This is a genomic window from Pseudomonas fitomaticsae, assembly GCF_021018765.1.
Classification (GTDB): domain Bacteria; phylum Pseudomonadota; class Gammaproteobacteria; order Pseudomonadales; family Pseudomonadaceae; genus Aquipseudomonas; species Aquipseudomonas fitomaticsae.
On sequence record NZ_CP075567.1, the window covers coordinates 5,214,761 to 5,229,993 of the forward strand.

13 protein-coding genes and 1 tRNA gene are annotated in these 15,233 nt (G+C 61.1%); 11 read left to right on the top strand and 3 right to left on the bottom strand.

The genetic code is table 11. From position 1 onward, the window contains the following. Positions 1-24: 24 nt before the first annotated feature. From arcA to KJY40_RS23625, 11 genes are all read left to right on the top strand, one after another. Entirely contained in the window at positions 25-1,281 is a 1,257-nt protein-coding gene (arcA, locus tag KJY40_RS23575; protein ID WP_230733107.1) for an arginine deiminase, read from the top strand. 69 nt (positions 1,282-1,350) lie between these two features. Then, a complete protein-coding gene (locus KJY40_RS23580) occupies positions 1,351-2,361 on the top strand; it encodes an ornithine carbamoyltransferase (protein ID WP_011335626.1) in 1,011 nt (336 codons plus the stop codon). Between the two features lie 207 nt (positions 2,362-2,568). Next, the gene (gene arcC / locus KJY40_RS23585; protein ID WP_230733109.1) at positions 2,569-3,498 is read left to right on the top strand and encodes a carbamate kinase; all 930 of its coding nucleotides are present in this window, start codon (positions 2,569-2,571) and stop codon (positions 3,496-3,498) included. Between the two features lie 62 nt (positions 3,499-3,560). Further along, positions 3,561-3,923: a DUF5064 family protein gene (locus tag KJY40_RS23590; RefSeq protein WP_085606600.1), complete on the top strand. Its 363-nt coding sequence runs from the start codon at positions 3,561-3,563 to the stop codon at positions 3,921-3,923. Positions 3,924-4,078: 155 nt separating this feature from the next. Further along, positions 4,079-5,587: a sigma-54-dependent transcriptional regulator gene (locus KJY40_RS23595; protein WP_007951189.1), complete on the top strand. Its 1,509-nt coding sequence runs from the start codon at positions 4,079-4,081 to the stop codon at positions 5,585-5,587. A 306-nt stretch (positions 5,588-5,893) separates the two neighbouring features. Next, positions 5,894-6,277, top strand: coding sequence for a glycine cleavage system protein GcvH (gene gcvH, locus KJY40_RS23600; protein WP_007951190.1), 384 nt, complete (start codon positions 5,894-5,896; stop codon positions 6,275-6,277). 10 nt (positions 6,278-6,287) lie between these two features. Beyond that, positions 6,288-9,140, top strand: coding sequence for an aminomethyl-transferring glycine dehydrogenase (gcvP, locus tag KJY40_RS23605; RefSeq protein WP_230733111.1), 2,853 nt, complete (start codon positions 6,288-6,290; stop codon positions 9,138-9,140). 75 nt (positions 9,141-9,215) lie between these two features. Then, a complete protein-coding gene (locus KJY40_RS23610) occupies positions 9,216-10,592 on the top strand; it encodes an L-serine ammonia-lyase (protein WP_230733112.1) in 1,377 nt (458 codons plus the stop codon). 93 nt (positions 10,593-10,685) lie between these two features. Next, on the top strand, positions 10,686-11,810 hold the full coding sequence (gcvT, locus tag KJY40_RS23615) for a glycine cleavage system aminomethyltransferase GcvT (RefSeq protein WP_230733114.1): 1,125 nt from the start codon (positions 10,686-10,688) through the stop codon (positions 11,808-11,810). A gap of 404 nt (positions 11,811-12,214) precedes the next feature. Continuing rightward, positions 12,215-12,427 carry a cold-shock protein gene (locus KJY40_RS23620; protein WP_230733116.1) on the top strand — a complete coding sequence of 71 codons (213 nt, stop codon included), beginning with the start codon at positions 12,215-12,217 and terminating at the stop codon, positions 12,425-12,427. A 97-nt stretch (positions 12,428-12,524) separates the two neighbouring features. Further along, a complete protein-coding gene (locus tag KJY40_RS23625; RefSeq protein ID WP_230733118.1) occupies positions 12,525-13,013 on the top strand; it encodes an RDD family protein in 489 nt (162 codons plus the stop codon). A 58-nt stretch (positions 13,014-13,071) separates the two neighbouring features. Here the strand turns inward: KJY40_RS23625 and nadA are convergent, their stop codons facing one another. From nadA to queC, 3 genes are all read right to left on the bottom strand, one after another. Next, positions 13,072-14,130, bottom strand: a complete 1,059-nt coding sequence (gene nadA / locus KJY40_RS23630; protein ID WP_039766022.1) for a quinolinate synthase NadA — start codon at positions 14,128-14,130, stop codon at positions 13,072-13,074. Between the two features lie 271 nt (positions 14,131-14,401). Then, positions 14,402-14,477 (bottom strand) — tRNA-Lys (locus KJY40_RS23635). Positions 14,478-14,540: 63 nt separating this feature from the next. Continuing rightward, the gene (gene queC / locus KJY40_RS23640) at positions 14,541-15,233 is read right to left on the bottom strand and encodes a 7-cyano-7-deazaguanine synthase QueC (RefSeq protein ID WP_007951197.1); all 693 of its coding nucleotides are present in this window, start codon (positions 15,231-15,233) and stop codon (positions 14,541-14,543) included.

Genomic DNA, 15,233 nt, shown 5'->3' on the forward strand with positions numbered 1-15,233 from the left:
TTTTCACTCTGGAGGATCACTGAAATGACCACGGAAAAAGCTAAGTACGGCGTCCATTCCGAAGCCGGCAAACTGCGCAAAGTCATGGTTTGCTCCCCAGGACTGGCTCATCAGCGGCTGACCCCGAGCAACTGCGACGAGCTGCTGTTCGACGACGTCATCTGGGTCAACCAGGCCAAGCGCGACCACTTCGACTTCGTCACCAAGATGCGCGAGCGCGGGATCGAAGTGCTGGAAATGCACAACCTGCTGACCGACATCGTTGCCAACCCCGAAGCGCTGAAATGGATTCTCGATCGCAAAATCACCCCCGACACCGTCGGCGTCGGCCTGACCAATGAAGTGCGCAGCTGGCTCGAAGGCCTGGAGCCACGCAAACTCGCCGAGTTCCTGATCGGCGGCGTGGCCGGCGAGGATCTGCCGGACAGCGAAGGCGCCAGCGTGATCAAGATGTACCGCGATTACCTGGGCCACTCCAGCTTCCTGCTCGACCCGCTGCCCAATACCCAGTTCACCCGCGATACCACTTGCTGGATTTACGGCGGCGTGACCCTCAACCCGATGTACTGGCCGGCCCGTCGTCAGGAAACCCTGCTGACTACCGCCATTTACAAATTCCACCCCGACTTCACCGGCGCCGACTTCGAAGTCTGGTACGGCGATCCGGACAAGGATCACGGCAAAGCCACGCTCGAAGGCGGTGACGTCATGCCGATCGGCAATGGCGTGGTGTTGATCGGCATGGGCGAACGCACCTCGCGCCAGGCCATCGGCCAACTCGCGCAATCGCTGTTCGCCAAAGGCGCCGTGGAAAAAGTCGTGGTCGCCGGCCTGCCGAAATCCCGCGCGGCGATGCACCTGGACACCGTGTTCAGCTTCTGCGACCGCGACCTGGTCACGGTCTTCCCGGAAGTGGTCAAGGAAATCGTGCCGTTCATCATCCGTCCCGACGCCAGCAAGCCTTACGGCCTGGACGTGCGCCGGGAGAACAAGTCGTTCATCCAGGTGGTGGCCGACGTGCTCGGTCTCAAGGAACTGCGCGTCGTCGAAACCGGCGGCAACAGCTTCGCCGCCGAACGCGAACAATGGGATGACGGCAACAACGTGGTGGCCGTGGAGCCGGGCGTGGTCATCGGCTACGACCGCAACACCTACACCAACACCCTGCTGCGCAAGGCCGGGGTCGAGGTCATCACCATCAGCGCCGGCGAACTGGGCCGTGGCCGTGGCGGCGGCCACTGCATGACCTGCCCGATCGTGCGCGACCCAATCGACTACTAAACGACCATCTCCCCGGCCGCACTGACCCTGTCGCGGCCGGGCCGATTACCGAATCCAAGGAGAATCATCATGGCGTTCAACATTCATAACCGTAACCTGCTCAGCCTGGAACACCACACCCCACGTGAGCTGCGTTACCTGCTCGACCTGTCCCGCGACCTCAAGCGCGCCAAATACACCGGCACCGAGCAGCAACACCTCAAGGGCAACAACATCGCCCTGATCTTCGAAAAAACCTCGACCCGCACCCGTTGCGCGTTCGAAGTCGCCGCTTATGACCAGGGCGCCAACGTCACCTACATCGACCCGAATTCCTCGCAGATCGGCCACAAGGAAAGCATGAAAGACACAGCCCGCGTGCTGGGTCGCATGTACGACGCCATCGAGTATCGTGGCTTCAAGCAGGAAATCGTCGAGGAGCTGGCCAAGTTCGCTGGCGTACCGGTGTTCAACGGCCTGACCGATGAATATCACCCGACCCAGATGATCGCCGACGTGCTGACCATGCGTGAGCACGCCGACAAGCCGATCCACGAGATCAGCTACGCCTACCTGGGCGACGCGCGCAACAACATGGGCAATTCGCTGCTGCTGATCGGCGCAAAACTGGGCATGGACGTGCGCATCTGCGCGCCGAAAGCCCTGTGGCCGCACGATGATCTGGTGGATCGCTGCAAGAAATACGCAGAAGAAAGCGGCGCCCGCATCACCCTGACCGAAGACCCGAAAGCTGCGGTCAAAGGCGTGGACTTCATCCACACCGACGTCTGGGTATCGATGGGCGAGCCGGTTGAAGCCTGGGCCGAGCGTATCCAGCAACTGCTGCCGTATCAGGTCAACGCCGAGCTGATGAAAGCCACCGGCAACCCGCGCACCAAGTTCATGCACTGCCTGCCGGCGTTCCACAACAGCGATACCAAGGTCGGCAAACAGATCGCCGAACAGTATCCGCACCTGAAAAACGGCATCGAAGTGACCGACGACGTGTTCGAGTCGCCAGCCTGCATCGCCTTCGAGCAAGCGGAAAACCGCATGCACACCATCAAGGCGATTCTGGTGTCGACCCTGGCTGATCTGTAACCCGGCGCAGCTCCCACTGACACGACACGGTCACTGTGGGAGCTGGCTTTTGTGGGAGCCGGGCTTGCCCGCGATGGCATCACCTCATTGCAACTTAATAACCGAGGCGCCTGCATCGCTGGCAAGCCAGCTCCCACACAAGCCCGGCTCCCACAGTGACCGCGCTCGTTCGGTCAGACCTTATTGTTATTCAGAAGGACATGCACCATGCGTATCGTCGTAGCTCTGGGCGGTAACGCCCTGCTCCGCCGTGGTGAGCCGATGACCGCTGACAACCAGCGCGCCAACATCCGCATCGCCACCGAGCAAATCGCCAAGATCCACCCCGGCAATCAACTGGTCATCGCCCACGGCAATGGCCCGCAAGTCGGCCTGCTGTCGTTGCAGGGCCTCTCCTATAAACCTGATGAAGCCTACCCTCTGGACGTGCTCGGCGCAGAAACCGAAGGCATGATCGGTTACATCATCGAACAGGAACTGGGCAACCTGCTGGACTTCGAAGTCCCGTTCGCCACCCTGCTCACCCAGGTCGAAGTCGATCCCAAAGATCCGGCTTTCAAAGACCCGACCAAATTCATCGGCCCGGTCTATGCCAAAGAAGAAGCCGAGCGCCTGGCCAAAGAGAAAGGCTGGGTGGTCAAGGCCGACGGTGACAAATACCGTCGCGTGGTGGCCAGCCCGAAACCCAAGCGCATCTTCGAAATCCGCCCGATCAAGTGGCTGCTGGACAAGGGCAGCATCGTGATCTGCGCCGGCGGTGGCGGCATCCCGACCATGTACGACGAGAACCGCAATCTCAAAGGGATTGAAGCGGTGATCGACAAGGACCTGTGCTCGGCGCTGCTGGCCGAACAGCTGGAAGCGGATTTGCTGGTAATCGCCACCGACGTCAACGCGGCGTACATCGACTTCAAGAAACCCACCGAGAAAGCCATCGCCCAGGCCCACCCGGACGAACTCGAACGCCTGGGCTTCGCCGCCGGTTCCATGGGGCCGAAGGTGCAGGCAGCCTGTGAATTTGCGCGCCATACTGGCAAGGTCGCGGTGATCGGTTCGCTCTCGGACATCGAAGCCATCGTCCAGGGCACCGCCGGTACGCGGGTCAGCACGGCAGCGCCGGGCATCACCTACCGATAAAAAGAAACTCCGGGGGCAGACCTCAGGTCTGCCCTTCTCCCATGCCTTGAAAGGAGAAAACCATGGCCCAGTTCGAACCCGGTCATTTGCATATCGAGCGGCATGCGTTGACCCAAGATGACGTCAACTACAACATCCGCCTCGAATACGAAGTGTCGCAGGATCCGCAAAAAGGCAAAGGGATACAGTTCCGGCTGGTTGGAAGCATTCAGGGCAAAGAGGTCAACGAGCCCTTCTTCCTGCCGAAGGAAGAGGCCTACAACTTCGCTCGCAACGTGACGCAGATCGCCGAAAAATACGGCATTCCCAAGAGCCACAGCCAGATCGGCTCGGTGCACAAGCATTACGATTTGATGTTTGAAGACATCCGCATGAAGTTGAATATGAAATCCGGGGATCCGGTCAATCCCGAGCATTTCGAGTAACCCGCAAAAGCCCCCTCCCCCTAGCCCTCCCGAAGCGTCGGGAGGGCTGGGGGGAGGGGTGGATTTCGAGCACGACGCCATTCTCAAGATTTCACCCCGGTCCCCCATCAAGGCATACTTGCCCCCCTCCGCACTCCAGAACCCAGAACCGCCCCATGCGTATCCACGTCAGCTTCATCGACCGCGTCGGCATCACCCAGGAAGTCCTGGCCCTGCTCGGTGGGCGCAATCTCAATCTCGATGCGGTGGAAATGGTTCCGCCGAACGTCTACATCGACGCCCCGACCCTCAGCCCGCAAGTGCTCGAAGAGCTCAAGGATGCACTGTTCCGGGTGCGCGGCGTAGAGGCCGTGGTGGTGGTCGACATCCTCCCCGGCCAACGTCGGCACTTGCAGCTCGACGCGTTGCTCGCGGCGATGACCGACCCGGTGCTGGCGCTGGACAGCGCCGGCAAGGTGCTGCTGGCCAACCCGGCGCTGATCGCCCTGTACGGCCGCGAGCCGGCGGGCGAAAGCGTTTCGGAACTGTTCAACGATCCGGGCCTGCTCGAAACCCTGCTCGAACAAGGCTTCCGCCTGCCCCTGCGGGAAATCACCGTCAACGGCCAGACCCTGTTGCTCGACGCCACGCCGATCACCGACGCCGGCGCCCTGCTCACCCTCTATCAACCCAACCGCATCGGCGAACAACTCTCGGCGCTGCACCACGATCACGCCGAAGGTTTCGATGCGCTGCTCGGCGAGTCGCCGCCGATCCGCACCCTCAAGGCCCGCGCCCAACGGGTAGCGGCCCTCGATGCGCCGCTGCTGATTCAGGGCGAAACCGGCACCGGCAAGGAACTGGTGGCCCGCGCCTGCCACGCCATCAGCGCCCGGCACAGCGCGCCATTTCTCGCACTGAACTGCGCGGCCCTGCCGGAAAACCTCGCCGAGAGCGAACTGTTCGGCTACGCCCCCGGCGCCTTCACCGGCGCGCAACGCGGCGGCAAACCGGGGCTGATGGAATTGGCCAACCAGGGCACGGTGTTCCTCGACGAGATCGGCGAGATGTCGCCGTACTTGCAGGCCAAGCTGCTGCGCTTTCTCAACGACGGCAGCTTCCGTCGGGTCGGTGGCGATCGTGAGGTGAAGGTCAACGTGCGCATCCTCAGCGCGACCCACCGCGACCTGGAAAAAATGGTCAGCGAAGGCCTGTTCCGCGAAGACCTGTTCTACCGCCTCAACGTGCTCAACGTCGAAGTACCGCCACTGCGCGAACGCGGTCAGGACATTCTGTTGCTGGCGCGCTATTTCATGCAGCAGGCCTGCGCGCAGATTCAGCGCCCGGTCTGCCGCCTGGCCCCGGGCACTTACCCGGCGCTGCTCGGCAACCGCTGGCCAGGCAACGTGCGGCAATTGCAGAACGTGATCTTCCGCGCCGCCGCGATCTGCGAAAGCAGCCTGGTGGACATCGGCGACCTCGACATCGCCGGCACCTCGGTAGCGCGCCAGACCGACACCGACGTCGACAGTCTGGAAGAAGCCGTGGAGGCGTTCGAGAAATCGCTGCTGGAAAAGCTCTACGTCAGCTACCCCTCGACCCGCCAACTGGCCAGTCGCCTGCAAACCTCGCACACCGCAATCGCCCATCGGCTGCGCAAGTACGGGATTCCGGGCAAAGCCTGACACCGCCCCAAAAGCGACCTCCATCTGTACTGAAAGCGCTACAGCGGAACGATATCGCTACACCCTCCTCCGATCACCGCTGTGCAAGGCTTTGATCCGGTTCAGCTTTTTTCTTCGCTCCGTGCTGTAGCGATTTCGCTACAGCTAACCTGATTGCGCTCGCCAACAAATCAATCAAGCCATTGATTTATAACGATATTCTTACATTGGCCGCGTTCTTGCTAAGTAACCGCTCATAAAATCAGGGCATTGCCGCCCGAGTATTCCACCGCGTCCACCAGACGAGTCTGGCCCCTAGGAGATTCCATGAGCGAGTTGCGTTTTACTGAAGATCACGAATGGCTGCGCGCCGAAGCCGATGGCTCTGTCACCGTTGGCATCACCGCTTTTGCGCAGAACGCCCTGGGCGACGTGGTGTTCGTGCAACTGCCTGAATTGCAGGCGTACGAGAAAGGCGCCGAAGCCGCCACCGTGGAATCGGTAAAAGCCGCCAGCGGCGTTTACATGCCACTGGACGGTGAAGTCCTGGCCACCAACCCGGCCCTGGAAGACAGCCCTGAACTGGTCAACGAAGATCCGCTGGGCGAAGGCTGGTTCTTCCGCTTCAAGCCGGCCGACGCTTCTGCCGTCGCCAAGCTGCTGGATCAGGACGCCTACGACCGCCTGATCAAAGCCCAAGCCGAAGCCTGAGGAACCTGACATGACCCAAGTAAATCTCGGCACCGCCAACGAATTCATTGCCCGTCACATCGGCCCGCGCGCCGGTGACGAGCAAGCCATGCTCAACAGCCTCGGCTTCGACTCGCTCGAAGCCCTGAGCGCCAGCGTCATCCCGGAAAGCATCAAGGGCACCAGCGTGCTCGGTCTGGACGACGGCCTGAGCGAAGCCGATGCCCTGGCGATGATCAAAGGCATCGCCGGCAAGAACCAGCTGTTCAAGACCTACATCGGCCAGGGCTACTACAACTGCCACACGCCGTCGCCGATCCTGCGCAACCTGCTGGAAAACCCGGCCTGGTACACCGCCTACACCCCGTACCAGCCAGAGATTTCCCAAGGCCGTCTCGAAGCGCTGCTGAACTTCCAGACCCTGATCAGCGACCTCACCGGCCTGCCGATCGCCAACGCTTCCCTGCTCGACGAAGCCACCGCTGCTGCCGAAGCCATGACCTTCTGCAAACGCCTGAGCAAGAACAAGGGCAGCCACCAGTTCTTCGCCTCGATCCACAGCCACCCGCAAACCCTCGACGTACTGCGTACCCGTGCCGAGCCGCTGGGCATCGACGTGGTCGTGGGCGATGAGCGCGAGCTGACCGACGTGACGCCGTTCTTCGGCGCACTGCTGCAATACCCGGCCAGTAACGGTGATGTGTTCGACTACCGCGAACTGACCGAACGCTTCCACGCGGCCAATGCACTGGTGGCCGTCGCCGCTGACCTGCTGGCCCTGACTCTGCTGACTCCGCCGGGCGAATTCGGCGCCGACGTGGCTATTGGCAGCGCGCAACGCTTTGGCGTGCCGCTGGGCTTCGGTGGCCCGCACGCGGCTTACTTCTCCACCAAAGATGCGTTCAAGCGCGACATGCCGGGCCGTCTGGTCGGCGTGTCGGTTGACCGTTTCGGCAAGCCGGCTCTGCGTCTGGCGATGCAGACCCGCGAGCAACACATCCGCCGCGAGAAGGCCACGTCGAACATCTGCACCGCGCAAGTGCTGCTGGCCAACATCGCCAGCATGTACGCCGTGTACCACGGTCCGAAAGGCCTGACCCAGATCGCCAACCGCGTGCATCACCTGACCGCGATCCTGGCCAAGGGCCTGAGCGCACTGGGTGTGGCCGTCGAGCAAGCCAGCTTCTTCGACACCCTGACCCTGGCCACCGGTGCGAAAACTGCTGCGCTGCACGACAAGGCCCGCGCCCAACAGATCAACCTGCGTGTGATCGATGCCCAGCGTCTGGGCCTGTCGGTCGACGAAACCACCACCCAGGCCGACATCGAAACCCTGTGGGGCCTGTTCGTCGACGGCAAGACACTGCCGGATTTCGCTGCTCTGGCCGCTGCCGCGCAAAGCACCATTCCTGCCGCGCTGGTTCGCCAGTCGCCGATCCTCAGCCACCCGGTGTTCAACCGTTATCACTCGGAAACCGAGCTGATGCGCTACCTGCGCAAACTGGCGGACAAAGACCTGGCACTGGATCGCACCATGATCCCGCTGGGCTCGTGCACCATGAAACTCAACGCCGCCAGCGAAATGATCCCGGTGACCTGGGCCGAATTCGGCGCCCTGCACCCGTTCGCCCCGGCCGAGCAAAGCGCCGGTTACCAGCAACTGACCGACGAACTGGAAGCGATGCTCTGCGCCGCCACCGGTTACGACTCGATCTCGCTGCAACCGAACGCCGGCTCCCAGGGTGAGTACGCAGGTCTGCTGGCGATTCGCGCCTATCACCAGAGCCGTGGCGAAGACCGTCGCGACATCTGCCTGATCCCGTCGTCCGCCCACGGCACCAACCCGGCGACCGCCAACATGGCCGGCATGCGCGTGGTCGTGACCGCGTGCGACGCCCGTGGCAACGTGGACATCGAAGACCTGCGCGCCAAGGCCATCGAGCACCGCGAACACCTCGCGGCGCTGATGATCACTTACCCGTCGACCCACGGCGTGTTCGAAGAAGGCATCCGCGAAATCTGCGGCATCATTCATGACAACGGCGGCCAGGTGTACATCGACGGCGCCAACATGAACGCGATGGTCGGCCTCTGCGCACCGGGCAAGTTCGGCGGCGACGTCTCGCACCTGAACCTGCACAAGACTTTCTGCATCCCCCACGGCGGTGGCGGCCCGGGCGTCGGCCCGATCGGCGTCAAGTCGCACCTGACTCCGTTCCTGCCAGGCCACGGTCACATGGAACGCAAGGAAGGCGCAGTCTGCGCAGCACCGTTCGGCAGCGCGAGCATTCTGCCGATCACCTGGATGTACATTCGCATGATGGGTGGCGCGGGCCTGAAGCGCGCTTCGCAACTGGCGATCCTCAATGCCAACTACATTTCCCGTCGCCTGGAAGAGCACTACCCGGTGCTGTACACCGGCAGCAACGGTCTGGTGGCGCACGAGTGCATCCTCGATCTGCGTCCGTTGAAGGACAGCAGCGGCATCAGCGTCGATGACGTCGCCAAGCGCCTGATCGACTTCGGCTTCCACGCCCCGACCATGTCGTTCCCGGTCGCCGGCACGCTGATGATCGAACCGACCGAAAGTGAATCCAAGGAAGAACTGGACCGCTTCTGCGACGCCATGATCCGCATCCGCGAAGAAATCCGCGCAGTGGAAAACGGCACCCTGGACAAGGACGACAACCCGCTGAAGAACGCGCCGCACACCGCTGCAGAGCTGGTTGGCGAGTGGACTCACCCGTACAGCCGCGAGCAAGCGGTGTACCCGGTGGCGTCGTTGATCGAAGGCAAGTACTGGCCGCCGGTCGGTCGCGTCGACAACGTGTTCGGCGACCGCAACCTGGTCTGCGCCTGCCCGTCGATCGAAAGCTACGCTTGACCTGTAAAGGGGCGGGTTCGCCCGCCCCTTTCATGCATGCCTGATGTGCCTATAACAAGAAACCGGAGAACAACCATGTCGTTAAGCGTGTTCGACCTGTTCAAGATTGGCATCGGCCCCTCCAGCTCTCACACCGTCGGCCCGATGCGCGCAGCTGCGCGCTTCGTCGAAGGCCTGCGTCGGGAAAACCTGTTGTCGGCCACCACCAGCGTCAGGGTCGAGTTGTACGGATCCCTCGGCGCCACCGGCAAGGGCCACGGCAGCGACAAGGCCGTGCTGCTGGGCCTGGAAGGTGAACATCCGGACACCGTGGATACCGAAACCGTCGCCGCTCGTCTCTCGGAGATTCGTGGCAACGGGCGTTTGAACCTGCTCGGCGAACACAGCATTGCGTTCAACGAGAAAGAACACCTGGCCATGATCCGCAAGCCGTTGGCCTATCACCCCAACGGCATGATCTTCCGTGCCTTCGATGCGGCGCGATTGCAGATCCGCAGCCGCGAGTACTACTCGGTCGGCGGCGGGTTTGTGGTCGACGAAGACGCAGCCGGAGCCGACCGCATCGTCGAAGACGCCACCCCGCTGACCTTCCCGTTCAAAAGTGCCAAGGACTTGCTCGGTCACTGCGCCACCTACGGGCTGTCGATCAGTCAGGTGATGCTGACCAACGAAAGCGCCTGGCGCCCGGAAGCGGAGACCCGCGCCGGTCTGCTGAAAATCTGGCAAGTGATGCAGGACTGCGTGGCCGCCGGCTGTCGCAACGAAGGCATCCTGCCGGGTGGCCTGAAGGTCAAGCGGCGGGCGGCGGCGTTGCACCGGCAACTGTGCAAGAACCCGGAATCGTCGCTGCGCGATCCGCTGTCTGTGCTGGACTGGGTCAACCTCTACGCCCTCGCCGTCAACGAAGAAAACGCCAACGGCGGGCGCGTGGTCACGGCCCCAACCAACGGCGCGGCGGGCATCATTCCTGCGGTTTTGCATTACTACATGCGCTTTATTCCCGGTGCGAACGATGACGGCGTGGTGCGCTTCCTGCTCACCGCCGCGGCCATCGGCATTCTGTACAAGGAAAACGCCTCGATCTCCGGCGCCGAAGTCGGCTGTCAGGGCGAGGTCGGCGTGGCCTGTTCGATGGCGGCCGGTGCGTTGTGCGAAGTCCTTGGCGGCAGCGTGCAACAAGTGGAAAACGCCGCTGAAATCGGCATGGAACACAACCTCGGCCTGACCTGCGACCCGATTGGCGGGCTGGTTCAGGTGCCGTGCATCGAGCGCAACGCCATGGGCTCGGTCAAGGCAATCAACGCCGTGCGCATGGCCATGCGCGGAGACGGGCAGCACTTCGTCTCCCTCGACAAGGTCATCCGCACCATGCGCCAGACCGGCGCCGACATGAAAAGCAAATACAAGGAGACCGCCCGTGGCGGTCTGGCGGTCAACATTATCGAGTGCTGATTGCGCCATCAAATCTCTCTCCCTTTGGGAGAGAACACAAAACTGGCCCCCTCTCCCTCCGGGAGAGGGTTGGTGTGAATCAAGGAGTCACGCATGTCCACCGAACAACTGTCGAAAACCCCGCTGCACGCTCTGCACATCGAACTCGGCGCCCGCATGGTGCCGTTCGCCGGCTACGACATGCCGGTGCAATACCCGCTGGGCGTGATGAAAGAACACCAGCACACCCGTGAGCAGGCCGGGCTGTTCGATGTCTCGCACATGGGCCAGATCCGCCTGACCGGCGCGAATGCCGCCAAAGCCCTGGAAACCCTGGTACCGGTGGACATCATCGACCTGCCAGTGGGCATGCAGCGCTACGCGATGTTCACCAACGAAACCGGTGGCATCCTCGATGACCTGATGGTCGCCAACCTCGGCAACGACGAACTGTTCCTGGTGGTCAATGCCGCGTGCAAGGACCAGGACCTGGCGCATCTGCAAAAACACATCGGCGACCAGTGCAAGATCGAGCAATTGTTCGAAGAACGTGCCCTGCTCGCCCTGCAAGGCCCGGCAGCCGTGACCGTACTGGCACGCCTGGCGCCGGAAGTGGCGAAGATGACCTTCATGCAATTCACCCGCGTGAAGCTGCTGGGCGTTGACTGCTTTGTCAGCCGTTCGGGCTACACCGGTGAAGACGGTTTCGAAATCTCGGTTCCGGCAGCCGACGCAGAAAAACTCGCCCGCGCCCTGCTGGCCGAACCGGAAGTCGCCGCCATCGGCCTCGGCGCCCGTGACTCGCTGCGCCTGGAAGCCGGCCTGTGCCTGTACGGCCACGACATGAACACCGAGACCACCCCGATCGAAGCCAGCCTGCTGTGGGCAATCTCCAAGCCTCGGCGTGCCGACGGTGCGCGTGCCGGTGGCTTCCCCGGTGCGGAACAGGTCTTCGCTCAACAGCAGAACGGTGTTCAGCGCAAACGCGTCGGCCTGCTGCCGCAAGAACGTACGCCGGTCCGTGAAGGTGCAGAAATCGTCAACGAAGCGGGCGAGATCATCGGCAGCGTGTGCAGCGGCGGTTTCGGCCCGACCCTTGGCGGCCCGTTGGCCATGGGTTACCTGGACAGCGCCTACGTCGCACTCGACACGCCAGTTTGGGCAATTGTTCGTGGGAAAAAGGTGCCATTGCTTGTAAGCAAAATGCCATTTGTTCCACAACGCTACTATCGCGGTTGATTGACTGTTTCTATAAGTAACGCGATTGCGTTATGCGTGCACTAATGTGTAACGCAATCGCCATAAAACAGTGCACTCTGTTTACATTCGATTCGAATATGAACTTGGCTTATAACGTTCGAAAACAATTGAACAAGCCAATCGAATAAGCCGGACTAGTGGACCGACTAAGTGCCAGCAAGCGCAGGAAAACCGGGGCCTTCACAGGGCTTGTTTTTCCTCCCGTAGTTGGCGTAGAGTTTGTCCACTGTGTTTGCATGGGTCAGCTTGGAATCGTGACCTGGGCAGTAGCCTACAAGTTAGCTACATCCCGTTCGACGTCTTCTTACTCTCCTGCAACCAGCCCCAGTACTCTTTCATGAGGAAGAGACTGTCATCAATTTATGCGTCAAAGGAAATAAGAAATGTCCACACGTCAGAGCGGTACCGTCAAGTGGTTTAACGACGAGAAAGGTTTTGGTTTTATCACTCCAGAAAGCGGTCCGGATCTGTTCGTGCATTTCCGCGCCATTCAGGGCAACGGCTTCAAGAGCCTGAAAGAAGGCCAGAAAGTGACCTTCGTTGCTGTGCAAGGCCAGAAAGGCATGCAAGCTGATGAAGTCATCGCAGAAGTCTGATTTTCTGTAACGAAAAAGCCCCTGATATTGATATCAGGGGCTTTTTTGTGGACGCAAATCCGTAAAATGGCGCTTCACTTTCCGTCCAGAGGCCGCCATGTCGAAACACCTGCTCACTCCCCAGGGCGATTTCCCCGCCGTCGGCCTGGGCCGTCGTCTGGCAGCGATGTTCTATGACTTTCTGCTGTGCACTGCGCTGCTGATCGTGACCGGTGGCGCCTACAAGATGATCCAGGCCGCGATCATCGGTGAAGAGCGCCTGCGGGTGCTGACCGACGCCGGGCAACTGGATGGCGATCCGCTGTACTCCACGGTGTTGCTGCTGGTGCTGTTCGGCTTCTTCGCCAAGTTCTGGACCCACGCCGGGCAGACCCTGGGCATGCAGGTCTGGGGCATTCGCGTGCAGAACGCTGATGGCACTGCGATCAGCCTGTGGCAGGCGTTACTGCGGTTCATGGTGTCGATTGCGTCGTGGCTGTGCCTTGGCCTTGGGTTCTTCTGGTCGCTGTTCGACAAACAGAAACGCGCCTGGCATGACATCTACTCCGACACGCAGCTCGTGCGAATTCCGAAAAAAGCCAAATAATCCCCCAGATGCAAAAACGCCCCGATCCAATCGGGGCGTTTTTGTTTGCATCTCAAGGTCAGGCGTTGCCGGCCAGCTTCATGCGCGCGGCCTGAGTGAAATCGAGCATGCGCTTGAGCGGGCGGATCGCCTGAGGAATCAGGGCTGGGTCGACGAAGATCTCGTTCGAACCCTCCTTCAGGCACTTGAGTGTGCGCTCAAGGGTGTTCATGGCCATCCACGGGCAATGTGCGCAACTGCGGCACGCCGCACCGTTACCGGCGGTTGGCGCCTCGATGAAGACCTTGTCCGGGCACAGCTGCTGCATCTTGTAGAAGATGCCGCGATCGGTGGCGACGATCAGGGTCTTGTTCGGCAGCGATTGAGCGGCAGCAATCAGCTGACTGGTGGAACCGACGGCGTCCGCCAGCTCGATCACCGAGGTCGGCGATTCCGGGTGCACCAGAATGGCAGCGTCCGGGTACAGCGCTTTCATGTCTTCCAGTTGCTTGGACTTGAACTCTTCATGGACGATGCAGGCACCGTCCCAGAGCAGCATGTCGGCGCCGGTCTGACGCTGAATGTAGGTGCCCAGGTGCTTGTCCGGGCCCCAGATAATGGTTTCGCCGTTGTCCATCAGGCTTTCGACGATTTCCAGTGCGCAACTGGAGGTCACCACCCAGTCGGCCCGGGCTTTGACGGCGGCCGAGGTGTTGGCATACACCACCACCGTGCGTTCCGGATGCTGATCGCAGAACGCCGAGAACTCGTCCACCGGGCACCCCAGATCCAGCGAGCAGGTTGCTTCCAGGGTCGGCATCAGCACGCGTTTTTCAGGATTGAGAATCTTCGCGGTCTCACCCATGAATTTCACGCCGGCGACCACTACGGTCTTGGCCGGATGGGCATTGCCGAAGCGTGCCATTTCCAGGGAGTCGGAAACGCAACCGCCGGTTTCTTCGGCAAGGGCCTGGATGATCGGATCGCAATAAAAGTGGGCAACCAGCACCGCGTCCTGAGCCTTGAGCTCGGCGGCGATGGCGGAACGGTAATAAGCCTCTTCCTCGGCCGTCAGCGGCTTGGGCTGCTTGGCGTCGAGGTGGGCTTGTACCAGAAGGCGTTCGGAAATCTGCGTCATGTTCGCAAGACCTGCAGGCGCATTCGCGCGAAAGTCGAGTATACACCCGGCTCCGGACCGCTTGAGGGTACCGCCGGGAGAGTGAGTATTATCAGGCACGGACAGCATTGAAGCTGCGCAAGGCTACAGAATATCCCGTTGATACAAAAGATGATTCTGACCTGCGTCACGGCAGGAAGAAACGAAGGGAGGGATGCCCGAATCGCAGGCAAAAAAAAACCCGGAAATCCTCACTTTCGTGGGCCTTCCGGATTTTCTAAACCGCCAAATATGGTGGGTCGTGTGGGATTCGAACCTACGACCAATTGGTTAAAAGCCAACTGCTCTACCAACTGAGCTAACGACCCGCTGTGTGGTGGCGCGTATAATACTGATTTTTAAGGACTATTCAACACCTAATTTGAAAAAAATCAAAAATAAGGTGTCGGGTCGCTGATTCCGGCCGCCGCGAAGCCTTCCGCACGCAGGCGGCAGCTGTCGCATTTGCCGCAGGCACGGCCATCGTCGTCCGCCTGATAGCAGGAAACGGTCAGCCCGTAATCAACGCCAAGCTTCACGCCCGCCTGGACGATCTGCGCCTTGCTCAGGTTCTGCAGCGGTGCCTGGATGCGGAAACCATTGCCTTCGACGCCAGCCTTGGTTGCCAGGTTGGCCATGCGCTCGAACGACTCGATGAACTCGGGACGGCAATCCGGGTAACCGGAGTAGTCCACCGCGTTGACGCCGATAAAGATGTCACGGGCGCCGAGCACTTCAGCCCAGCCCAATGCCAAGGACAGGAAAACCGTATTGCGCGCTGGCACGTAAGTGACGGGGATGCCTTCGCCCAACTCTTCCGGGATGTCGATACTGGTGTCGGTCAGGGCCGAACCGCCCATGCCGTTCAGGTTCAGGCCGATCACCTTGTGCTCGACCACACCCAGATCGCGGGCAACGCGAGCAGCAGCATGCAGTTCGGCGTGGGAACGCTGACCGTAATCGAAACTCATGGTGTAACAGGCGTAACCTTCAGCGCGGGCCATGGCCACGACAGTGGCCGAGTCCAGGCCACCCGACAGCAGGATTACCGCACGTTTCTGGCTAGTGTTCAGTTGTTCAGTCAT

Bases quoted from the DNA above. Each gene is read 5' to 3' on its own strand.
- arcA (WP_230733107.1), top strand. From the start codon at position 25: ATGACCACGGAAAAAGCTAAGTACGGCGTCCATTCCGAAGCCGGCAAA.
- KJY40_RS23580 (WP_011335626.1), top strand. From the start codon at position 1,351: ATGGCGTTCAACATTCATAACCGTAACCTGCTCAGCCTGGAACACCAC.
- arcC (WP_230733109.1), top strand. From the start codon at position 2,569: ATGCGTATCGTCGTAGCTCTGGGCGGTAACGCCCTGCTCCGCCGTGGT.
- KJY40_RS23590 (WP_085606600.1), top strand. From the start codon at position 3,561: ATGGCCCAGTTCGAACCCGGTCATTTGCATATCGAGCGGCATGCGTTG.
- KJY40_RS23595 (WP_007951189.1), top strand. From the start codon at position 4,079: ATGCGTATCCACGTCAGCTTCATCGACCGCGTCGGCATCACCCAGGAA.
- gcvH (WP_007951190.1), top strand. From the start codon at position 5,894: ATGAGCGAGTTGCGTTTTACTGAAGATCACGAATGGCTGCGCGCCGAA.
- gcvP (WP_230733111.1), top strand. From the start codon at position 6,288: ATGACCCAAGTAAATCTCGGCACCGCCAACGAATTCATTGCCCGTCAC.
- KJY40_RS23610 (WP_230733112.1), top strand. From the start codon at position 9,216: ATGTCGTTAAGCGTGTTCGACCTGTTCAAGATTGGCATCGGCCCCTCC.
- gcvT (WP_230733114.1), top strand. From the start codon at position 10,686: ATGTCCACCGAACAACTGTCGAAAACCCCGCTGCACGCTCTGCACATC.
- KJY40_RS23620 (WP_230733116.1), top strand. From the start codon at position 12,215: ATGTCCACACGTCAGAGCGGTACCGTCAAGTGGTTTAACGACGAGAAA.
- KJY40_RS23625 (WP_230733118.1), top strand. From the start codon at position 12,525: ATGTCGAAACACCTGCTCACTCCCCAGGGCGATTTCCCCGCCGTCGGC.
- nadA (WP_039766022.1), bottom strand. From the start codon at position 14,130: ATGACGCAGATTTCCGAACGCCTTCTGGTACAAGCCCACCTCGACGCC.
- queC (WP_007951197.1), bottom strand. From the start codon at position 15,233: ATGACTGAACAACTGAACACTAGCCAGAAACGTGCGGTAATCCTGCTG.